General features: G+C 58.4%; 22 protein-coding genes. 12 read left to right on the top strand and 10 right to left on the bottom strand.

Annotation, left to right across the window (positions count from 1 at the left end):
- Positions 1-129 precede the first annotated feature (129 nt).
- On the top strand, positions 130-384 hold the full coding sequence (locus tag QRN46_RS00365; protein WP_039765667.1) for a type II toxin-antitoxin system Phd/YefM family antitoxin: 255 nt from the start codon (positions 130-132) through the stop codon (positions 382-384).
- Complete coding sequence (locus tag QRN46_RS00360) at positions 381-635, top strand: Txe/YoeB family addiction module toxin (RefSeq protein WP_011335833.1); 255 nt, start codon at positions 381-383, stop codon at positions 633-635. Before QRN46_RS00365 ends, QRN46_RS00360 begins: the two co-directional genes overlap by 4 nt.
- Here the strand turns inward: QRN46_RS00360 and QRN46_RS00355 are convergent.
- Positions 629-1,816: an aspartate aminotransferase family protein gene (locus QRN46_RS00355; protein WP_011335834.1), complete on the bottom strand. Its 1,188-nt coding sequence runs from the start codon at positions 1,814-1,816 to the stop codon at positions 629-631. The genes QRN46_RS00360 and QRN46_RS00355 overlap by 7 nt on opposite strands.
- A 102-nt stretch (positions 1,817-1,918) precedes the next feature.
- Here QRN46_RS00355 and QRN46_RS00350 point away from each other — a divergent pair, with 102 nt between their 5' ends.
- The 6 genes from QRN46_RS00350 (at position 1,919) to QRN46_RS00325 (ending at position 7,560) form a co-directional block, all read left to right on the top strand.
- Positions 1,919-2,824, top strand: coding sequence for a LysR family transcriptional regulator (locus QRN46_RS00350; RefSeq protein ID WP_285354163.1), 906 nt, complete (start codon positions 1,919-1,921; stop codon positions 2,822-2,824).
- A 45-nt stretch (positions 2,825-2,869) separates the two neighbouring features.
- Positions 2,870-3,274 carry a GNAT family N-acetyltransferase gene (locus QRN46_RS00345; RefSeq protein ID WP_285354162.1) on the top strand — a complete coding sequence of 135 codons (405 nt, stop codon included), beginning with the start codon at positions 2,870-2,872 and terminating at the stop codon, positions 3,272-3,274.
- A 185-nt stretch (positions 3,275-3,459) separates the two neighbouring features.
- Complete coding sequence (locus QRN46_RS00340) at positions 3,460-4,941, top strand: MBOAT family O-acyltransferase (RefSeq protein ID WP_011335837.1); 1,482 nt, start codon at positions 3,460-3,462, stop codon at positions 4,939-4,941.
- 10 nt (positions 4,942-4,951) lie between these two features.
- Positions 4,952-6,079, top strand: coding sequence for an alginate O-acetyltransferase AlgX-related protein (locus tag QRN46_RS00335; RefSeq protein WP_011335838.1), 1,128 nt, complete (start codon positions 4,952-4,954; stop codon positions 6,077-6,079).
- Positions 6,080-6,157: 78 nt separating this feature from the next.
- The gene (locus tag QRN46_RS00330; RefSeq protein ID WP_011335839.1) at positions 6,158-6,682 is read left to right on the top strand and encodes a DUF6622 family protein; all 525 of its coding nucleotides are present in this window, start codon (positions 6,158-6,160) and stop codon (positions 6,680-6,682) included.
- Positions 6,683-6,855: 173 nt separating this feature from the next.
- Positions 6,856-7,560, top strand: coding sequence for a hypothetical protein (locus QRN46_RS00325; RefSeq protein WP_011335840.1), 705 nt, complete (start codon positions 6,856-6,858; stop codon positions 7,558-7,560).
- A 69-nt stretch (positions 7,561-7,629) separates the two neighbouring features.
- Here the strand turns inward: QRN46_RS00325 and QRN46_RS00320 are convergent, their stop codons facing one another.
- The 9 genes from QRN46_RS00320 to hmpA all read right to left on the bottom strand — a co-directional run bounded on the left by QRN46_RS00320 (position 7,630) and on the right by hmpA (position 16,456).
- Positions 7,630-8,121: a RidA family protein gene (locus tag QRN46_RS00320; protein WP_011335841.1), complete on the bottom strand. Its 492-nt coding sequence runs from the start codon at positions 8,119-8,121 to the stop codon at positions 7,630-7,632.
- Between the two features lie 230 nt (positions 8,122-8,351).
- The gene (cyoE, locus tag QRN46_RS00315; RefSeq protein WP_007956716.1) at positions 8,352-9,239 is read right to left on the bottom strand and encodes a heme o synthase; all 888 of its coding nucleotides are present in this window, start codon (positions 9,237-9,239) and stop codon (positions 8,352-8,354) included.
- 10 nt (positions 9,240-9,249) lie between these two features.
- On the bottom strand, positions 9,250-9,585 hold the full coding sequence (gene cyoD, locus QRN46_RS00310; protein ID WP_011335842.1) for a cytochrome o ubiquinol oxidase subunit IV: 336 nt from the start codon (positions 9,583-9,585) through the stop codon (positions 9,250-9,252).
- Entirely contained in the window at positions 9,585-10,211 is a 627-nt protein-coding gene (locus QRN46_RS00305) for a cytochrome o ubiquinol oxidase subunit III (protein ID WP_007956720.1), read from the bottom strand. The genes cyoD and QRN46_RS00305 overlap by 1 nt, the downstream gene beginning before the upstream one ends.
- Before the next feature lie 3 nt (positions 10,212-10,214).
- Entirely contained in the window at positions 10,215-12,245 is a 2,031-nt protein-coding gene (gene cyoB / locus QRN46_RS00300; protein ID WP_007956721.1) for a cytochrome o ubiquinol oxidase subunit I, read from the bottom strand.
- Positions 12,246-12,248: 3 nt separating this feature from the next.
- Positions 12,249-13,190, bottom strand: a complete 942-nt coding sequence (gene cyoA, locus QRN46_RS00295) for a ubiquinol oxidase subunit II (protein ID WP_011335843.1) — start codon at positions 13,188-13,190, stop codon at positions 12,249-12,251.
- A gap of 824 nt (positions 13,191-14,014) precedes the next feature.
- Positions 14,015-14,524: a disulfide bond formation protein B gene (locus tag QRN46_RS00290; protein WP_201816442.1), complete on the bottom strand. Its 510-nt coding sequence runs from the start codon at positions 14,522-14,524 to the stop codon at positions 14,015-14,017.
- Positions 14,525-14,549: 25 nt separating this feature from the next.
- Complete coding sequence (locus QRN46_RS00285; protein ID WP_201816453.1) at positions 14,550-15,110, bottom strand: ester cyclase; 561 nt, start codon at positions 15,108-15,110, stop codon at positions 14,550-14,552.
- A 164-nt stretch (positions 15,111-15,274) separates the two neighbouring features.
- The gene (hmpA, locus tag QRN46_RS00280) at positions 15,275-16,456 is read right to left on the bottom strand and encodes an NO-inducible flavohemoprotein (protein WP_285354161.1); all 1,182 of its coding nucleotides are present in this window, start codon (positions 16,454-16,456) and stop codon (positions 15,275-15,277) included.
- Positions 16,457-16,619: 163 nt separating this feature from the next.
- Between hmpA and norR the strand changes: the two genes are divergently transcribed.
- From norR to QRN46_RS00260, 4 genes are all read left to right on the top strand, one after another.
- Positions 16,620-18,173: a nitric oxide reductase transcriptional regulator NorR gene (gene norR / locus QRN46_RS00275; RefSeq protein WP_285354160.1), complete on the top strand. Its 1,554-nt coding sequence runs from the start codon at positions 16,620-16,622 to the stop codon at positions 18,171-18,173.
- Positions 18,174-18,297: 124 nt separating this feature from the next.
- Positions 18,298-19,200, top strand: a complete 903-nt coding sequence (locus tag QRN46_RS00270) for a chemotaxis protein CheV (RefSeq protein WP_007956731.1) — start codon at positions 18,298-18,300, stop codon at positions 19,198-19,200.
- 27 nt (positions 19,201-19,227) lie between these two features.
- A complete protein-coding gene (locus QRN46_RS00265; protein ID WP_221615432.1) occupies positions 19,228-19,686 on the top strand; it encodes a GNAT family N-acetyltransferase in 459 nt (152 codons plus the stop codon).
- A 62-nt stretch (positions 19,687-19,748) separates the two neighbouring features.
- Positions 19,749-20,066, top strand: coding sequence for a hypothetical protein (locus QRN46_RS00260; RefSeq protein WP_221615262.1), 318 nt, complete (start codon positions 19,749-19,751; stop codon positions 20,064-20,066).
- The last annotated feature ends 11 nt before the right edge of the window (positions 20,067-20,077 follow it).

Raw genomic sequence — 20,077 nt, 5'->3', positions numbered from 1 at the left:
TCTCGACGAGACTTCGGTGATACTCAGCACACCGCAGGCAGCCCGTCTGTGGCACAACCAATGATAGGTATCGCCTTGTCATCCTGTACTCATTTCTGTACGTTCTTTGCATCAAGCGAGGACTACAACATGGACACTATCAACTACACCACAGCTCGTGCGCACTTGGCTGAAACCATGGATCGCGTGAATGAAGACTGCGCCCCGCTTCTGGTAACCCGACAAAAAGGCGAGCCTGTAGTGATGATGTCTCTGGCCGAATACAACGCGCTGGAAGAAACGGCTTATCTGCTGCGTTCTCCGGCCAATGCCGAGCGCTTGATCAAATCAATTGGCGAAATGCGCGCTGGAAAAGCCAAAGTCAGGCAACTGATTGAAGAATGAAAATCCAGTTCACGCCAACGGGCTGGGAAGACTACTTATGGTTTCAACAAAACGATAAGGCCGGTCTCAAACGAATCAATCTTTTGATCAAAGCGATCCAGCGCCAACCCTTTGAAGGCTTGGGCAAACCGGAGCCGCTCAAGCACAACATGAGCGGCTTCTGGTCACGGCGGATAACTGCCGAGCATCGCTTGGTCTATGCGATCGTAGACGGCGAAATCTGCGTCATAACTTGCAGATTTCACTACTGACCGAGGGATGAGACATGGCTCAGGGAACGGCCAACACCTCTGACAATCATCCCCACCTCCCGCTCATCAATCGTCAGCGGCGGCAGCAGCCGGATCGTCTTGCCGCGCGTGACGTTGATCAGCAGTCCATGATCCCGTGCCGCAATCAGTGTCAGGTCGCGGATCGGCTGCTTGAGTTCGATGCCGATCATCAGCCCTTGCCCACGAATCGCCAGCACATTCGGATTGTCCGCCAGCTCTGCACGCAGGCGGGTCAGCAGGCGCTCGCCCTGGACCCTGGCATTTTCCAGCAGGCCCTGTTCTTCGATGATCTCGAGCACGGTGCAACCCACCCGGCACGCCAGTGGATTGCCGCCGAAGGTGCTGCCATGGCTGCCGGGGGTGAACAGATCGGCCGCCCGGCCCCGTGCCAGGCAGGCACCGATCGGCACGCCATTACCCAGGCCCTTGGCGAGGGTCATGACGTCGGGAACGATGCCTTCGTGCTGAAACGCGAACCAGCGACCGGTGCGACCGATGCCGGTCTGAATTTCGTCGAGCATCAACAGCCAGGCGTGGCGGTTGCACAATTCACGCAGGGCCTTGAGGTAGCCGGGAGGCGCCAGTTGCACGCCGCTTTCACCCTGGATCGGCTCGACCAGAATCGCCACGATCCGCTGGCCATGCTTGCGCTGCACTTGCTCCAGCGCCTCAAGATCGCCGAACGGCACCTTGACAAAATCCCCGGGCAACTCATTGAAACCCAGGCGCACCGCCGGGCCATCGCTGGCGGACAAGGTGCCAAGGGTACGGCCATGAAACGCGTTGGCCATCACCACCACCAGCGGCTGCTCGATGCCTTTGTGCCAGCCGTACAGACGCGCCAGTTTTAGCGCGGTTTCATTGGCCTCGGCACCGGAGTTGTTGAAGAACGCCCGCTCCATCCCCGCCAGCTGCGTCAGCTTCCGCGCCAGCGACTGTTGCCAGTCGATGCTGTAGAGGTTGGAGGTGTGCAGCAGCAATCCCGCCTGCTCGCTGATCGCCGACACGATGCGTGGGTGCGAGTGGCCGACATTGGTCACCGCCACGCCCGCCACCGCGTCCAGATACTCGCGGCCCGACAGATCCCAGAGTCGGGTGCCCAGGCCTTTGATGAAGCTCAAGTCCAGCGGTTGATAGGTGTTCATCAGGGCGGCGGTCATGTCGGCAAACTCCAGCGAGGTGAGAGGTGCTGGCAGTATGGTTATCCACCTGAACTGGATAAACTCGGCAAAACTTCAATCATTTAAAAGCCGGGCTTGATAATGGATCTGTTCCAGTCGATGAGCGTGTACGTCAAGGTTGTGGAGTCCGGCAGCATGACGGCGGCCGCGCTGCAGTGCGAAATGTCCACGACCATGGTGGGCAATCACCTGCGGGCGCTGGAGCAACGGCTCGGCGTGCAACTGTTGCAACGCACCACCCGCCGCCAGCGGATGACCGAGTTCGGCAGCGTTTACTACCAGCGCTGTCTGGAAGTACTTGGCCTGGTCGCCGACTCCGAACGCCTCGCCGAGCAGACGCTGGATGAACCGCGCGGCATCCTGCGGGTGACCGCGCCGCTGACCTTTGGTGTCGAACGCCTGGCCCCGGCACTCAGTGAGTTTTCCCTGCAATGTCCGCAGGTCAAACTCGACGTGATCCTGACCAACCGCCGACCGGATCTGCTGGAAAGCGGTCTCGACGTGGCCTTCCGACTGGGCCACTTCGACCAGTCCAACCTGATCGCCCGCCCCCTGATCGACTACACCCTGACGGTCTGCGCCTCCCCGGAGTACGTGGCCCGACGCGGCATGCCGCTCACCCCTGAGGAACTGCGTCAGCACGATTGCCTGTCCTTCGCCTACCCCGCTGGCGATGACTGGCAATCGGTGGAAAAACAGTGGCGCCTCAGCGGCCCGGACGGCGAAATCATGGTCGACGTCAAAGGTCCGATGCTGATCAACAGCTCCGCCGGTCTGCATCAGGCTGCACGCACCGGTATGGGCATCGTGATGCTGCCGGATGCGCTGGTGGAACAGGACCTGCGCGATGGCAGGCTGGTCGTCGTGATGCCTGACTACCAGCCGCCGAACCGCCCGATGCATCTGCTCTATGCGCCGGATCGCTATCGGCTGCCTAAACTGCGTCGCTTCGTCGAGTTCGCCCTGCAGATGTGGGGCAGACCGTAAGCAACGCGACTACTGTTGGAAATACACCAGGGACGGGATCAAGGAATGAACAAAGACATTTCAATACGCGACCTCCTGCCCACGGAAGTGGAGGCGGCAAGGCAGTTTCTTGAGCGGCACGGCTGGGCTCATCGCACCGGTACCGCCGAACATTTCGCACAGCTTGTTCAGAACTCTCAGCGCACCGCCGTGGCACTGAGCGGCCAGCAAATTGTCGGTTTCGCCCGTGGCATCACCGATGGTTTGTCCAACGGTTACCTGTCGATGGTGGTGGTCGACGGGCAACATCGGCGCGCGGGCATCGGGCGGGCGCTGGTCGAACATGTGATGGGGGATAACAGCGACATTACCTGGGTTTTGCGTGCCGGGCGCGAAGGTGCGGAGGCGTTTTTTGCCAGCCTGGGGTTTGAAACGTCGGTGATCGCGATGGAGCGTTTACAGCTGAAATAGCCTGCACAATCGACGCTTAAACACTGATCGTTCATTGCGCTTGTTCAATTATTCAACAACCTTGAATGCCATTTCCGAGATGTCCGTAGGAACCGTCTCGACCTGCATTTTCGGCATTCGCACACTCATCGAGCCTGAATACAATCCGCCGACTTCTGAAAGCGCGGACGCATTCAAGGCCCCTCATGACCTTCAGCTCACCCAAGTTCTTCCTGATCTACCTGCCCATTGTCTTTTTTGTGTACTTCTTCCTGAATCGTCAGCGGCTGGTCACAGCTGGAAAAGTCTGGCTTGTCATTGCCAGTCTGATTTTCTATGGGCGCTGGAGCGTCGCTTACATTCCCTTGCTCATGTTCTCCATCGGCTTCAACTTCATAGTCGGAAAAGCCCTCGCCGCCCCCGACAACACCCTGCCGTCAGGCCTGTCGAAAAGGGCCATTCTGGGCATTGGAATAGTCACTGACCTGGCCTTGCTCGGGTATTTCAAATACACCAATTTCCTGGTCAACAACATCAACTCGGTGCTCGGAACCGAGTTGTTTTTCTACCAGGTCATTTTGCCTCTGGGCATCAGCTTCTACACGTTTACGCAAATCGCCTTTCTGGTGGACTGCTACAAGAACCTCGCGAAAGAGTACAGCTTCGTCAACTATGCGCTGTTCGTAACGTTCTTCCCTCACCTGATCGCCGGGCCGATTCTTCACCATAAAGAAATGATGAGTCAGTTCCAGTCACGCTGGACGCTCGTCATTCGCCACAGAAACGTGGTCATGGGCCTGTTCATTTTCAGCATCGGTCTGTTCAAGAAAGTGATGATTGCCGACACCTTTGCCATTTGGGCGGATGCCGGATTCGCTCAGGGTGTCAGTCATGATTTTTTCAGCGCGTGGACGACCAGTCTTTCCTACACCTTTCAGCTCTACTTCGACTTCAGCGGTTACTGCGACATGGCAATAGGCGCCGCGTTGCTGTTCAACATATGGCTGCCGCTGAACTTCAACTCACCTTACAAGGCGCTGGACATCCAGGACTTCTGGCGGCGCTGGCACATGACGTTGAGCCGTTATCTTCGCGACTACCTATACGTACCGCTGGGCGGTAACCGGTGCGGCCGGCAGCGCTTGTATTTCAATCTGATGGTGACTTTCGTTCTCGGCGGGCTCTGGCATGGTGCGAGCTGGATGTTCATCATCTGGGGGGCATTGCATGGCGGCGCCATTGTCATGCACCGGATCTGGAAACAAGTGGGCCTGTCGCTGCCCGACCCTGTCGGATGGTTCGTCACGTTCATGTTCGTGAACATCACATGGGTGTTTTTCAGAGCCGATTCCGTTGACGACGCACTGCGCATATTGCACGGGATGATTGATTTCGACTCTATCGATCAGCTCTCCGTAAACACCGTCCCGACTGCCAACCTTGCCTGGGGAGGGACGCTATCCGATCGCTTGCTCGAGACCCTTCCCACAGGCCTGACAGCCAATCTTGCTCCGACATTGATGATTGCCGTCGCGCTGTTGATCATCCGCTGTAAAAACGCTTTCGAACTCACCGCTCACACTGATTTTGGCAAGGCGAAGACGCTCGCCATGTCCACGCTGTTTTGTCTTTCGCTGTACGCCAGCGTGCAAAGCAAAAGCCCCGTTTTCCTCTACTTCAACTTCTAGGGGCTCGCCTGTGAAAAGACAGTTATATGCGGCACTCACCCTGACTGCATTGATCATGTGCACTGTTCCGACCGTCAATCTGTACCAGGTGTTTACGACACAGAGCGACGTGAAATGGTGGAAGGCCAAGGTGCTGTACAACATGGACCTGTTTCATGGACTCATCAGCAAACTGATCTATCCCATGGGGATATCGATTCATCCGGGCAAGGTCATCATCGGAAAGGAAGGCTGGCTGTTTCTCGGCGATGAATATGCCGACAAGATTTCTGTAAAACGCGCAGGTGTTGACCAGAAAGAAACGCAAATCATCGAAAGCGTCGCCCGATCCATGGAGTCCTGGGATCAGTGGCTAAGCAGCAAAGGCGTAACTGCCTTTCGCATTGTCATAGGCCCGGACAAAGACTCCGTATATCCGGAATACCTTCCGGAATGGTCGTCACACACAAGCCCCAGACCAACCGACGTGCTACTGCGCCACGCCCGGGGCAATATTTATGTCGACCCCACAAAGGCGGTGGTACAAGCCAAACTACAGTTCGCTCATCCGCTCTACTACCAGACCGACACGCACTGGAACAACGCCGGAGCCTGGATAGCCTTCGATGAATTACGCAAGAGCCTGGATAAAACCCAGGCTCGGCTGACCTGGCCACAGGCCCGGGAACCCCTGACCCTGACCACTCACAAGCGCGCTGGCGGCGACCTCGCGCACTTTCTACGGATCCAGGAGTCGCTGAGCGACAATGAAGTCCTACTCAACTTCCCCGACGAGTACTCGCTGCCGGTCGAACACCATGACTTCAACTCCGGTGAAATGACCTTCTCCGGTCAGAACATCGGTATCGCATCCCCGGCGTCGCCCCTTCTGGTCAGTTCCCCGCAAGCCTTGAACTCGAAAAAAGTGCTTTGGCTACGTGATTCGTTTGGCACAGCCATGACTCCCTTGATGACCGCGACCTTCACCGAGACGCTGCATGTGTATTACTTGCTGCTCAAACCCGAAGCACTTGTCGCCCTCGTTGAACGGTTTCAACCGGACTATGTGTTCATCACCAGTGTCGAGCGCGATATTCGCGGTGATTTTTTCCAGTCGGGCCCTCCCGTCACCCACGTCGATGCAGCCGTGATCAACTAGCCCAACAGGCAGATGCGTTTGCCTTGAACTCGGCAACGGCTATGCTCGTCTCTCTCTTTCCAGCATGGATGCTGCGCAATGCTCACGATTCTGCAAAACACCCCGATACGGGTTTACCTGATTTTTCTCCTGCTGGTTTATTTCGGCATCAAGGCGTTCTCTCCCCGCCGAGAGAGCCGTGCCTCGATGCTGATAACACCCCCGGCGTTTCTGGCGTGGTCGCTGTATTCCCTGAACCTGTCGATCAACCCGGTCTTGTTTTTCAGCACCTGGCTCGCCGCGCTGTTGCTGGGCGGTCTCTCGGCATGGCTGGTGTTCTCTCGGCGGGGCGTGGTGCTCGACGACTCTGCGACAGGGCTGATCATGCCGGGCACGGTAAAAATCCTGATCATGTACCTGATGTTCTTTTCCGCGAACTACTACTTCGGTTACCAGCATGACGTGAATCCGGAGCGTTCCGCGTCCCCGGACATGCTGCTGCTCAAGTCCGGCATTGCGGGTTTCATGTGCGGCCTGATCAGCACCCGTTCTCTGAAGCTCTACTGGACGTTGCGTGACCTGACGTCCCGGCGACTACCCGAGAACGCTGTCGCCAATGAATGAGACAAGGCACGCGCGGTGTCTGGTTGCTCATCACAAATCATCCGGATAAATAATCGGCACCACCGGCCCCTTGTTCCGTGACAACGCCGTCGCGCTCCCCTAAATTAGTCGGCCTGAAAAAGCCCCCAGCGCTTTCTCGTCTCATCTCAAGTTAAAAAAGTAGTGAAATTTCAATGTCCGATTTCAACACCGCTGAATCCGTAGTCACTCTGTCGTCCAAAGCGGAATACGAAAACTCCATCAATCTTTCACAACACATCCCACAGGCGAAGATCATCAGCGAGATGGTGCTGGACGCGTTCCAGTCGAGCCGCGAGAGCGATCAGATCCGCGAACTGCGCGCCGCGATCCGTCAGGCCCACGACCGCTTCGATGACGACCAGGCTTACGAGCTGATGGGCGAACTCAAGCGTCTGAAGGACGCCGAGGCTGCCGACATCGCCGCCCTCGAAGACCTCAGCAGCAAGTTCCCGATCAGCCGCATCCTGTCCAGCTTCAAGGACGATCCGGCGTTCCAGGAAATCGTCTATGGCCTGGCACTCAAGGTGCTGAACCAGACCCATCAAGCGATCAGCAACCCGAGCGGCGGCAAGAGCAAGACCGCACGCGCCAAGAAAGACGTCGAAGTGTTCAGCATCAGCAAGGACGGCATCAGCGTGACCCTGCCAATGCGCACACCGCGTTCGCGCCTGAGCGTGGATCGCGAGGCACTGGAATTCCTCGGCTTCACCTTCGTCGGCGAAGGCGACGAGGCGGAAATCGAAGGCGAAACCTTCGTCGACAACGCCGGCACCGAGCACGCAATCAACCGCAAGAACATCATCACCGCGCTGCAACAGCAGACCGCGTTTGATGGCTACAGCATCGCCGCCCAGTAATACCGGCGCTGACGAAAAAGCCCCGCTCTGACATTCAGGCGGGGCTTTTTGTTGTGCGGCTTTCAGCGATTACGCCGAAGGATGCACTGCGGCGATCATATCGACTTCGATGGCTGCGTTTTTCGGCAACTGATAGACGCCGACGGTGGTGCGGGTGTGTCGCCCGACATCGCCCAACACATAACTGAATACATCCGATGCGCCGTTGGCGACTTCGCTGAGGTCAACGAAATCCGGCGTGGACTTCACGTACACCGTGACCCGCAACAACGACCTGACCTTGTCCAGCGAACCGACTGCATCGACGATAAAGGCCAGACAGCGCATCGCGCTGATGCTTGCCGCCGCCTGCGCATCCTTGAGCGTCAACTCCTGCCCCACTCGCCCAGGATACTGAATCTTGCCCTCGGTGCGCGGCACCATGCCGCTGATGTAGATTTCATCGCGATGACGGATCAATGGCGCGTAATTGCCACCCACCGTGTTCTCACCGTTGATGTCGTAATTCAGCTCTTTTGCCAGGGCAATGAAGCGCTCGTCGCAGGTCATCCTCTCAGTCATTTCGCCCAGCCTCTTGATCGATGCATGTAGTTGGATCCGAATCTAGGGCTTTTGCCTATCGACCGCAACCTGTCGATTTCTAGCTAGTCGTTTCGATGGAATGGCTGATTACCCCACCCTTTTGGGAGAGAGTCTGTTAACGACAAAGGACGTCGTTTCTCCATCATCCGAGCAACAAAAAACCCCGCTCATCTCTCGATGAACGGGGTTTCTCGTACAACGTTCGAACCTTACGGCGCGTACGTCAGCAGCAGCTCGGTCGGCACCTTGAAGTCCAGAGACATCATGACGCTCAACGCGGTGATGGTGAAGATCGAGAAGACGAACAGCTTGCGTGCCCAGACCGTGTCATCCACCGCCTTGTAGCCGGTCCAGGCCATGTACAGCCAGTACATGCCCATGGCCGCGGCGACGGCGAGGTAGCTCATGCCGGCGTAACCGCTGAAGGTCAGCATCAAGGTCGCCACGAGGAAGGCCAGGATGTAGATCAGGATGTGCTTCTTGGCCACCTGGATTCCGCGCTTCACTGGCAGCACCGGAATCGATGCGGCCAGGTAATCGTTGAAGCGGAAGATCGCGATGGCGTAGGAATGCGGCATCTGCCACAGACTGAACATCACCAGCAGGGTCAGCGCGGCCATGTCGAAGCTATTGGTCACGGCCACGTAACCGATCACCGGCGGCATGGCGCCCGACAGACTGCCCACCAGCGTGCCGTGAACCGACTTGCGCTTGAGGTACAGGCTGTAGAAGCCGACGTAGATGATGAAGCCGATCACGGCGAACAATGCGGCCAACGGGTTGGCCACCTTGTACAGCAACGCTACGCCGGCGACACCCAGGACGGTTGCATAGACCAGGGCCAGTTTCAGGGAGATCAAGCCCTGGACCAGCACCCGGTTCTTGGTGCGTTCCATCTTCAGGTCGATGTCGCGGTCGATGCAGTTGTTGAACACGCAACCGGAGGCCACAACCAGGGAAGTGCCGATCATGGCTGCCAGAAACACGGCCAGATCGACATGCCCTTTCGAGGCCAGGAAGAACCCGCCTGCCACAGAAAGCACGTTACCGAAAATGATCCCCGGTTTGGTGATTTGGATAAAGTGCTTGAGCGACATCGGGTTTACCTCACTTCGCCATCATGTAGGTGTGGATGCTGAACATGATCCACAGCGACAGACCGACCAGCAGCACGATCACGATGGCCGTAAAGACGAACGCAATCACGTTGTTACGTTGAGCGATGGAACGGTCCAGGTGCAGGAAGTAATACAGGTGAACGATCACCTGGATCACCGCGAACAGCAGGACGATTGCCAGCGTCGTCGACTTCGGCAGGGTCGGGTACATCACCAGGCCGAACGGGATGACGGTCAGGATTACCGACAGGATGAAGCCGATGGCGTACGACTTTACGCTGCCGTGGCCAGCATCATGGCTGTCATGGGAGTGTGCATTAGCCATTACAGGGTCCCCATCAGGTAAACAACGGTGAATACGCAGATCCACACCACGTCCAGGAAGTGCCAGAACAGGCTCAGGCAGCTCAGACGGGTCTTGTTGGTCGCCGTCAGGCCGTGCTTGTTGACCTGGTACATCATGATGCCCATCCAGATCAGACCGGCGGACACGTGCAGACCGTGGGTACCGACCAGCGTGAAGAACGCCGACAGGAAGCCCGAACGGCTAGGACCGAAGCCCTCGGAGATCAGCAGGTGGAACTCGTTGATCTCCATGGCGATGAAGCCTGCGCCGAGCAGGAAGGTCATGAACAACCAGCCCAGAACCTGCTGCTTTTTACCCTTGTACAACGCCAGCATGGCGAAGCCGTAGGTGATCGAACTGAACAACAGCAGAGCGGTTTCGCCCAGCACGTATGGCAGTTCGAAGATGTCGTGGCCCGACGGGCCACCGGCGACGTTGTTTACCAGTACCGCGTACACCGCGAAGATCGACGCAAACAGAATGCAGTCGGTCATCAGGTAGAGCCAGAAACCGTATACGGTCATCTCGCCCGAGTCGTGGTGATGGTCATCGTGCCCATGGTCATGACCATGGGCGTGTCCAGCATTGGTCACTAAGTTCGACATTGTTTAAGCCTGTTCCAACTTGGTTTCAACACGGGTTGCGGAAGCAGGGATCTTCCCGGCCGCTACCAGACGCTTGTGCTGCTCGGCTTCGATGCGCTCGATTGTTTCAACCGGCACCATGTAGCCCTGATCGTCACGTGCTGCGTGGATCACGAAGTAGATGACAGTGCCGGCCAGGCTGGCGATCGCCAACCACCAGATGTGCCAGATCATCGCGAAACCGAACACGGTCAGCAGTGCGCCCATCACCACGCCAGTGGCGGTGTTGTTCGGCATGTGGATCGGTTCGTACTTGGCTGGTGCCTTGTACGCGGTACCGTTTTCCTTGGCCTCGGTGAACGGATCGATGCAGTCTGCTTTTGGCAGTACAGCGAAGTTGTAGAACGGAGGTGGCGACGAGGTCGACCATTCCAGGGTATGGGCATTCCACGGGTCACCGTGTTCGCACATGTTTTCCGGCTTGTTGCGGTCACGCACCGACACGTACAGCTGGATCAGCTGGCAGGCGATACCCACAGCGATCATCACCGCACCGAACATGGCAACGTACAGGTACGGTACCCATTCAGGGTTGGTGGTGGCGTTCAGACGACGGGTCATGCCCATGAAGCCCAGAGCGTAGAGCGGCATGAACGCGACGAAGAAGCCCGAGATCCAGAACCAGAACGCTGCTTTACCCCAGCCTTCGTGCAGCTTGAAGCCGAACGCTTTCGGGAAGTAGAAGCCGAAACCTGCGATGTAGCCGAATACCGCGCCGCCGATGATCACGTTGTGGAAGTGAGCGATCACGAACAGGCTGTTGTGCAGAACGAAGTCAGCACCCGGGATGGCCAGCAGTACGCCGGTCATGCCGCCGATGGCGAAGGTCACCATGAAGCCCAGGGTCCACAGAACCTGGCTGGTGAAGCGCAGACGGCCCTGGTAGATGGTGAACAGCCAGTTGAACAGTTTCACACCCGTCGGGATGGAAATCAGCATCGTCGCCAGACCGAAGAAGGCGTTGACGCTGGCACCCGAACCCATGGTGAAGAAGTGGTGCAGCCAAACCATGAAGCCCAGTACCGAGATCGCGCCCGAGGCGTAGATCATCGAGTGGTGGCCGAACAGTTTCTTGCCGGTGAAGGCCGAGATGACTTCCGAGAAAATGCCGAATGCCGGCAGGATCAGGATGTAAACCTCAGGGTGGCCCCATGCCCAGAACAGGTTGACGTACATCATTGGATTGCCACCAAGTTCATTGGTGAAAATGTGGAAATCCATGTAACGGTCAAGGGTCAGCAGTGCCAGGGTAGCGGTCAGGATCGGGAACGAAGCCACGATCAGAACGTTTGCCCAGGTGCAGGTCCAGGTGAAGATCGGCATGTCCATCAGTTTCATGCCAGGGGTACGCATTTTCAGCACGGTCGCGAGGAAGTTGACCCCGGTTAACGTTGTACCCAGACCCGATAGCTGTAGCGCCCAGATGTAGTAGTCCATCCCCACGCCAGGGCTGTATTGCAGACCCGACAGCGGTGGATAGGCAACCCAGCCGGTCTTGGCGAATTCGCCGACGCCCAGGGACAGGTTGATCAGCACGACGCCGGACACCAGCAGCCAGAAGCTCAGGGAGTTCAGGAACGGGAACGCAACGTCACGTGCGCCGATCTGCAGCGGCACTGCAAGGTTCATCAGGCCGGTGAAGAATGGCATCGCCATGAAGATGATCATGATCACACCGTGAGCGGTGAAGATCTGGTCATAGTGTTCAGGTGGCAGATAGCCAGGCGAACCCTCGGTGGCCATGGCCAGCTGGGTACGCATCATGATGGCGTCGGCAAAACCGCGCAGCAGCATGACCATGGCGACGATGATGTACATCACGCCGATTTTCTTGTGGTCGACCGACGTCAGCCACTCGGTCCACAGGTAAGTCCACTTCTTGAAGTAGGTGATTGCAGCGAACAACGCCAGACCACCGAGCGCGATCATCGAGATGGTGACCATCACGATCGGCTCGTGGAAAGGGATCGCTTCCCAACTTAATTTACCAAACATCGTTTACTCCTCTGCCCCGGCAGCTGAATGCGAATTCGAGTCCATATCCGTTGCCGCCACTTCTTTCTCTTTCTTCTCGTGCTTCAGCGGCTTGCCTGGTTTCATGCCTTCGTACTTGTCGACGATGGTCTGGAACAGGTTCGGCGTGACCGAGGAGTAGAGCTCGACTGGATTGTTCTGGCTTGGCTTGGCAAGGGCTGCGTATTCAGCGGCTTCAAGCTGTTTAGGTGCCTTTTTGACTTCACTTACCCAGGCGTCGAAATCTTCCTGAGAAGTTGCGATCGCTTTGAATTTCATACCGGTGAAACCAGCGCCGCTGTAGTTGGCGGAGATACCGTCCATTTCAGCGTTGCGGTCAGCGATCAGGTGCAGCTTGGTGGTCATGCCCGCCATCGCATAGATCTGGCCGCCCAGGCCCGGGATGAAGAACGAGTTCATCACCGCGTCCGAAGTGATCCGGAAATTAACTGGCGTGTGCGCCGGGAACACGATCTTGTTGACCGTGGCAATGCCTTGTTCCGGGTAGATGAACAGCCACTTCCAGTCCAGCGCGACCACTTCGATAGTCACTGGCTTGACGTCGGATTCGATCGGACGATACGGATCCAGCGAGTGGGTCGACTTGTAGGTGATGTAACCCAGGGCAATGATGATCAGGACCGGGATGGTCCAGACGGCCACTTCGATCTTGGTCGAGTGCGACCATTTCGGGGTGTAGACGGCGTTCTTGTTCGAGGCGCGGTACTTCCAGGCGAACAGGAAGGTCATGACGATGACCGGCACAACAACCAACAGCATCAGCAGCGTGGCGGTGATGATCAGGTTGCGCTGTTCCAGGCCGACCTGGCCCGTTGGATTGAGCAAGGTCATGTTGCAGCCTCCCAGCAACAACGTGCCGAGCAGCGGCACTAGGCCTAGTAATCTGGGGTACCTGTTTTTACTCATCTCACGACCTCTAAAGCAGCTTGCGCAATGCAGTTGGGTTTTGATCGCCAACACTTCACCCTGCCAAGGGTTGGCATTTTCTTTGGATTGAATAAGGGCTGCCCGTCGCGCGTCAGACGCTCGACAAAACCTGGGACAGCGGTCAGTTCTTATTCGAATTCGTGGTCAAAGGCCTTGTTACAGACCAATTCCATTTGGTGCGGAAAGTTGGAAGGCACCGACACCTGGGTGTCTCGCAAGCCTCTCGGCTGCCCGACACCCGACTTCCTGCTCGCCTCCTTAATAAAGGCTGAACAGTGCCGGGAATTCAGTGCGGGCGATTGTAGATAGGTAGCGCCCTATACACCATGTCTTATCCCGAAATAATTTTTATCGCTCAGAGCAACAATCCATCACCGTTTTTGCAAAAGTTCCGTATGTTATCGAAATCGATTCTCAACAAAAACACCAAAAAATGTAGGTCTATCGGCCTCAGTTCAGACAGCTCCGAGGGCTTTTTCCCACGGCGCAATCCGCGCAAAGCCCGATATGCCAAGGCTTTTGGCCATCTGCCAGCGTCTGTTAAAACTGCCTGATCCGGCACACGCGTGCAAAAACCGAAAAACGCTGAAACAGACCAATCCTTTTTTGTAACAGCACTCCAATCCGGGCCTGTGAAACGAGCTGCGACCCGGCCTGTGTGACAACATGTCGCACACCTGTCGCACCCTTCCTTGCCGTTCGTCACGGTGTTTTCACACAGACCCTGAAATGCAAAACGCCTCGATTCGCGTCACCGCAAATCGAGGCGTTTGTTTTATCGGCGCACGCGCCGAAAAGTTGATTCAGCGCAACGCTTTTCGGTTACGCGAGATCAGCAGCGGCACCAGGATCACCACCAGCACGAAGGCCACGAGTGCCCATTGCGCCAGCGACAGACCGAGGATCGGCGGGTACGGCGTCGAGCAGAAACCGTCGACCTGGAAGCCCAGCGGGAAGATCTTCGCCAGCGGCAGGTCATCGACGATCGGCTGCAACACATCGATGCCGCAGCTCACCGCCGGATAGAACTGGGTGTACACGTGATGCCCGGCGACACCAGCGCCGGCGATGGCGCAAATCACCACCAGCACCTCGAACACGGTGATGCTGCGCCGGGTGCGCATGGCCGCGCCGATGAACGCGAACAGCGCGATCAGCAGCAACGCATAACGCTGCAGGATGCACAGCGGGCACGGCGCCTCGCCCAGCACGATCTGCATGTACAGCGCGCCGCCGATCAGTGCCAGGCAGATGATGCCCAGCAACACCAGATAGCGCCGCTCACGTCCCAATCGAATCGTTTCCTCGCTCATCGCGTTTCCCTTTCATGTCCATGGTTCAGCTGGCCGGCGGCTGCGCTTGCAGTTGCGCCATCAGACTGATGTTGTCTTCGATATGCCAATTGGCCGCGATGCGACCGTTGTCGATCTGATAGATATCGGTTGCCCGGAAGTCTACACGCTGGCCCTGCCCTTTGAGAGCCTTGAACGTGCCGGTGAAATGCCCGCGAAAGTGCAGATGCACCACCACGTGATCCCCGGCAACGATCATTTGCTCGATCTCGCATCTCAAGTCCGGCACCGCCGTGCGAAAGAACTTCGACGCCAGCAGCGGCCCGGTCGGCCCCTGCACCCGGCCTTCCGGCGGGGTCTTGTCGACGAACTGCGGCGACAGGGCAGCGGTGGCCAACGCCTCTTCGCCCGTGTTCCAGAAACTGCCGTAACGCCGCGCCGCCAGTTCCATTGCATCTCGCTGCGCCTTGGGCAGGCTCTGATCGACGATCAGGGTCTGGGGTTCGATCAAGGCGGATTCGGCGAACGCGAACGGACTGGACAGCAAGGCAACCGACAGGCCCAAAGTGGCCAGGCTGAAACGACGGGAAGAGGCGAAGTGCGACATGGGGGCGATCCTGATCATGTAAACGAACGAGCGCCTATCATCAGCATCGGGGAATAAACGATAAACCGGTTAAGAAACGATTAACCTTTAAACAGAATTTAAGAATCAAGTTAGCGATGCCCCCATCGCGGGCAAGCCCGCGATGAAGGCAACCCGGTTTCAGATCATTCCAAAGCAGCAGCCGGTCCGAAGAACTCATACCGGCTCTGCTTCTCAGGCACACCCAGCGCCTTCAGATGACGCTTGATCGCCCCCATGAAACCTTTCGGCCCAAGGAAGTAAGCGTCCACATCACGCTCCGCCGGCAGCCACTCGCCCAGTTGCTCCTCGCTCAACAACCCGACCTTGTCCGCCGCCGGGCTCACACCATCATCTTCGGCGTAGCAATAGAAGCGCTTGAGCTGCGGATGACGCGCGGCCAGCCCGTCGATCCAGTCGCGGAACGCATGCACGCTGCCATTGCGCGCACTGTGGATGAAGTACACCGGACGCTCGGTTTCCAGCGCCGCTTCCAGCATCGCCAGTGTCGGAGTGATGCCGACGCCGCCGCTGATCAGCACCAGCGGTTTGTCGCTGGCAGTCAGGGTGAACTCACCCGATGGCGGGAACAGCTGAATACTGGCGCCGACATGCAGTTGATCATGCAGGTAATTGGAGGCACGGCCGCCCGGTTCGCGTTTGACGCTGATGCGGTATTGGCCTTTGTTGGCCAGGGCCGACAGCGAATAGTTGCGGCGGATTTCCTCACCGTCGAGCACCAGCTTCATGCCGATGTACTGGCCAGGTTCGGCTGCGAGGATCGGGCCTTTGTCCGCCGGTTCAAAGTAGAACGAAATGATTTCCGCGCTCTCCTCGACCTTGGCCGCGACGATGAACTCCCGTGCCCCGCGCCAGCCGCCGACGGCTTGCTCTTTCTGGTCATAAATGGCGGTTTCGGCACCGATCAGAATCTCGGCCAACTGACCGTAAGCCGCGCCCCAGGCGCTCATCACCTCCGGCGTGGCGATTTCTTCGCCGAGCACTTCGGAGATGGCGCGCAGCAGGCAGGTGCCAACGATCGGGTAGTGTTCCGGCAGAATCTGCAACGCCACGTGCTTGTTGATGATCTTGGCCACAAGATCGCCCAACTGGTCGAGTTGATCGATGTGACGGGCGTACATCAACACGCCGTTGGCCAGGGCGCGGGGCTGATCGCCGCTGGCCTGGTGAGCCTGGTTGAACAGCGGGCGGACTTCCGGGTACTCGGAGAGCATCATCCGGTAGAAGTGGGTGATCAGCGCTTCACCGCCGCTTTCCAGCAGAGGCACGGTGGACTTGATGATGGCTCGATCCTGGACGCTAAGCATAAGGGTGGCTCCTGAGCTTTCTCTAAAAGTGCCCTACCCATTCCAGTATTCATGCCAACTATTTTTTCTATATAAATCAATAGCTTGAAAATTATGTAGTCAGATCGACACAAGCACCTCTATAGTCGCTTCGACTACAACATGTCTCTTTGACTACAAGCCTATGTCCGCCAAATCATTGCTCACCGCCCTGCTCCCACTGGTCTCCGACCTGTCCCGCGAATTGCCCGAAGGCGAGCGCTACCGACGCCTGCTCGAAGCCATGCGCGCCCTGCTGCCCTGCGATGCCGCCGCATTGTTGCGCCTCGACGGTGAATGGCTGGTGCCGCTGGCCGTGGACGGCTTGAGTACCGACACCCTCGGCCGCCGTTTCAAGGTCAGCGAACACCCGCGCTTTGAAGTGCTGTTGGCCGGCGAAGGGCCGACCCGTTTCGCCGCCGACAGCGATCTGCCCGATCCGTACGACGGACTGGTCGACGGCCTCGACGATCATCTTGAAGTTCACGATTGCCTCGGCTGTCCGTTGTTCGTCGATGAAAAACTCTGGGGCCTGATCACCCTCGACGCCCTCGATCCGGAGCGCTTCGAACCGATCGAACTCGACGCCCTGCAAGCCTTCGCCAGCCTCGCTTCGGCCACGGTCAACGCCGCCGAACGCATCGAGCGTCTGGCGACCCGCGCCGAAGACGAACACCAGCGTGCCGAGGTCTATCGCCAGGCCAGCGGTCAGCAGAATCGCGAAATGATCGGCCAGAGCAAAGCGCATAAACGGCTGGTCGAAGAAATCAATCTGGTGGGCGGCAGCGACCTGACCGTGCTGATCACCGGCGAAACCGGGGTCGGCAAGGAACTGGTGGCCCAGGCGATCCACGCCGCCTCCAAGCGCGCCGACAAACCGATCATCAGCCTCAACTGCGCGGCCCTGCCGGACACGCTGGTGGAAAGCGAACTGTTCGGCCACGTGCGCGGCGCCTTCACCGGCGCCACCAGCGACCGGCGCGGCAAGTTCGAACTGGCCAACGGCGGCACGCTTTTTCTCGATGAAGTCGGCGAGTTGTCGCTGACCGTCCAGGCCAAGCTGTTGCGGGTGCTGCAGAGCGGCCAGTTGCAGCGCCTGGGTTCGGACAAGGAGCATCAGGTCGACGTGCGCCTGATCGCCGCGACCAACCGCGACCTGGCCGAAGAAGTGCGCAGCGGCCGCTACCGCGCCGACTTCTACCATCGCCTAAGCGTCTACCCATTGCGAGTGCCGGCGCTGCGTGACCGGGGGCGCGATGTGTTGTTGCTCAGCGGCTATTTCCTGGAACAGAACCGCTCGCGCATGGGCCTCAACAGCCTGCGCCTGAACAGCGATGCCCAGGAGGCGCTGCTGACCTACACCTGGCCAGGCAACGTGCGGGAACTGGAACACTTGATCGGACGCAGCGCGCTGAAGGCGCTGGGCAACTGCAAGGTGCGACCGAAGATTCTCAGCCTGAGCGCGATGGACCTCGATCTGCCGCGCGAGGTTGTGGATAACTCGCCGATGCCGTCCGAAACGACTGCCGCCCTGCCATTGATCAACGGTGACCTGCGTGCAGCCACCGAGCAGTATCAGCGGCAGTTGATCAGCGCGGCACTTGAGCGCAATCAGGACAACTGGGCCAGTGCCGCGCGTGAACTGGGGCTGGACCGGGCGAATCTGGCGCGGATGGCCAAGCGCTTGGGGATGAAATAAAAGTCCCGCCGTCGGATTGGCGCCAGAATCCCTAAAGCCTGCCGGTTACAAGTCGATAACCCGGCATCGATACCTGCTGGCGATCCGTGCGATCGCCGCTCACCTTTTTCCACAGAAGGTTTTTATGTCTTCCAACAAAGCCCGCGCAGATTCACTTTCGCTTCTGCTGTTTACCTTGCGCAGCGGCAAGCTGATGGCGATCAACCTGCTGAAGGTCAGTGAAATCATCCCCTGCCCGCCGCTGACCAAGCTGCCGGAGTCGCATCCGCACGTCAAAGGCATCGCCACTTTGCGCGGCGCTTCGCTGTCGGTGATCGACCTGAGCCGCGCCATCGGCGAGCGGCCGCTGGAAGACCCGAACGGCGGCTGCCTGATCGTCACCGACGTCAGCCGTTCGAAACAGGGCCTGCACGTGCAGGCAGTGAGCAAGATCGTGCATTGCCTGACCACCGACATCAAACCGCCGCCGTTCGGTTCCGGCGGTTCACGCGCCTACATCACTGGCGTGACCTCGGTGGACGGCACGCTGGTGCAGGTGCTGGACATCGAAAAAGTCATCCACGGCATCGCCCCGGCGCAGATCGAAATGGCCCCGACCGAGCTGAGCATGGAAGACGCCGAAGTGCTGGGCAACGCACGGATTCTGGTGGTCGACGACAGCCAGGTCGCGTTGCAGCAATCGGTGCACACCCTGCGCAACCTCGGCCTGCAATGCCACACCGCCCGCAGCGCCAAGGAAGCCATCGACTGCCTGCTGGACCTGCAAGGCACGGCGCAGCAGATCAACCTGATCGTCTCCGACATCGAAATGTCCGAGATGGACGGCTACGCCTTCACCCGCACCCTGCGCGAAACCCCGGACTTCGCCCACCTCTACGTGCTGCTGCACACCTCACTCGACAGCGCGATGAACAGCGAAAAGGCCCGCCTCGCCGGCGCCAACGGTGTGCTGACCAAGTTCTCCTCGCCCGAGCTGACCCACTGCCTGATCGAAGCGGCCAAATTCGTCGCGGCTCAGGGCCACTGACTCTTGAGCGAGACGTTCTGCTTCCTGATGCGGCGCGACCTGGGCCAGGACGTGCCCGCCATCGAATGGCCGAACGGTATCGAACTCACAACCTACAGCGCCGAACGCGCATCCGCCGTGCATGAACTGATGCAAATCGGTTACCGCGAAGGCGGTGGCCGGGTGCCGGCGCTGGACGCCTGGCAACAGCAGTTCGAAAACGATCCGGAATACGATCCTGCACTGTGTTTCATCGCCAGCGATGCCGAAGGCGTCATCGGCGTGGCGCAATGCTGGACCAGTTCCTACATCAAGAATCTGGTGGTGCATCCTCGGGCGCAAGGTCGGGGATTGGGTCGGGCGTTGCTGCTTCATGCGTTCAAGGCGTTTCAGGATCGACGCGAAGGATTTGTCGACCTGAAGGTGCTGGAAGACAACCGGCGAGCGCAGCGCTTGTACGAAAGGTCTGGAATGTATGTGGTTCGCCGGGAATTGGTGCCGGACTGACAAACTAAAATCCTGCGGCATACTCCAACCTTGGCGATCAACACTCCAAGGATGCCCGAACCATGAAACGCCTCGCCCTCTCCGTACTTTGCCTCATCGCCCCGTTTGCACACGCCTCCAGCCCCGACGCCTGGGCGGCCTACGACAAAACCGTGCTCGCCGGCTGCACCAAGGCCAGCGGCCTGAAAAACGCCAAACCGGTCGGCAACGCCGCGCAATTCGATGACCGCGTCGGCTACACCGCCCTGTTGCTGCAAGGCCAGTACCCGCAAAAACACATGAAGGGCCAGCAAGGCACCGAGCTGTGCCTGTACAACAAAAAGTCGAAAACCGCGTTCGTCACCGAATGGGACTCGATCCGCCCGACCGCCAAACCCTGAGCGAATGGCGC

The organism is Pseudomonas sp. lyk4-R2A-10, from assembly GCF_030209075.1.
Taxonomy (GTDB): Bacteria; Pseudomonadota; Gammaproteobacteria; order Pseudomonadales; family Pseudomonadaceae; genus Aquipseudomonas; species Aquipseudomonas glycinae.
Note: the sequence above shows the minus strand (reverse complement) of the source record. Positions and strands in the feature narration are given on the sequence as shown.

Bases quoted from the DNA above. Each gene is read 5' to 3' on its own strand.
- QRN46_RS00365 (WP_039765667.1), top strand. From the start codon at position 130: ATGGACACTATCAACTACACCACAGCTCGTGCGCACTTGGCTGAAACC.
- QRN46_RS00360 (WP_011335833.1), top strand. From the start codon at position 381: ATGAAAATCCAGTTCACGCCAACGGGCTGGGAAGACTACTTATGGTTT.
- QRN46_RS00355 (WP_011335834.1), bottom strand. From the start codon at position 1,816: ATGACCGCCGCCCTGATGAACACCTATCAACCGCTGGACTTGAGCTTC.
- QRN46_RS00350 (WP_285354163.1), top strand. From the start codon at position 1,919: ATGGATCTGTTCCAGTCGATGAGCGTGTACGTCAAGGTTGTGGAGTCC.
- QRN46_RS00345 (WP_285354162.1), top strand. From the start codon at position 2,870: ATGAACAAAGACATTTCAATACGCGACCTCCTGCCCACGGAAGTGGAG.
- QRN46_RS00340 (WP_011335837.1), top strand. From the start codon at position 3,460: ATGACCTTCAGCTCACCCAAGTTCTTCCTGATCTACCTGCCCATTGTC.
- QRN46_RS00330 (WP_011335839.1), top strand. From the start codon at position 6,158: ATGCTCACGATTCTGCAAAACACCCCGATACGGGTTTACCTGATTTTT.
- QRN46_RS00325 (WP_011335840.1), top strand. From the start codon at position 6,856: ATGTCCGATTTCAACACCGCTGAATCCGTAGTCACTCTGTCGTCCAAA.
- QRN46_RS00320 (WP_011335841.1), bottom strand. From the start codon at position 8,121: ATGACTGAGAGGATGACCTGCGACGAGCGCTTCATTGCCCTGGCAAAA.
- cyoE (WP_007956716.1), bottom strand. From the start codon at position 9,239: ATGTCGCTCAAGCACTTTATCCAAATCACCAAACCGGGGATCATTTTC.
- cyoD (WP_011335842.1), bottom strand. From the start codon at position 9,585: ATGGCTAATGCACACTCCCATGACAGCCATGATGCTGGCCACGGCAGC.
- QRN46_RS00305 (WP_007956720.1), bottom strand. From the start codon at position 10,211: ATGTCGAACTTAGTGACCAATGCTGGACACGCCCATGGTCATGACCAT.
- cyoB (WP_007956721.1), bottom strand. From the start codon at position 12,245: ATGTTTGGTAAATTAAGTTGGGAAGCGATCCCTTTCCACGAGCCGATC.
- cyoA (WP_011335843.1), bottom strand. From the start codon at position 13,190: ATGAGTAAAAACAGGTACCCCAGATTACTAGGCCTAGTGCCGCTGCTC.
- QRN46_RS00290 (WP_201816442.1), bottom strand. From the start codon at position 14,524: ATGAGCGAGGAAACGATTCGATTGGGACGTGAGCGGCGCTATCTGGTG.
- QRN46_RS00285 (WP_201816453.1), bottom strand. From the start codon at position 15,110: ATGTCGCACTTCGCCTCTTCCCGTCGTTTCAGCCTGGCCACTTTGGGC.
- hmpA (WP_285354161.1), bottom strand. From the start codon at position 16,456: ATGCTTAGCGTCCAGGATCGAGCCATCATCAAGTCCACCGTGCCTCTG.
- norR (WP_285354160.1), top strand. From the start codon at position 16,620: ATGTCCGCCAAATCATTGCTCACCGCCCTGCTCCCACTGGTCTCCGAC.
- QRN46_RS00270 (WP_007956731.1), top strand. From the start codon at position 18,298: ATGTCTTCCAACAAAGCCCGCGCAGATTCACTTTCGCTTCTGCTGTTT.
- QRN46_RS00265 (WP_221615432.1), top strand. From the start codon at position 19,228: ATGCGGCGCGACCTGGGCCAGGACGTGCCCGCCATCGAATGGCCGAAC.
- QRN46_RS00260 (WP_221615262.1), top strand. From the start codon at position 19,749: ATGAAACGCCTCGCCCTCTCCGTACTTTGCCTCATCGCCCCGTTTGCA.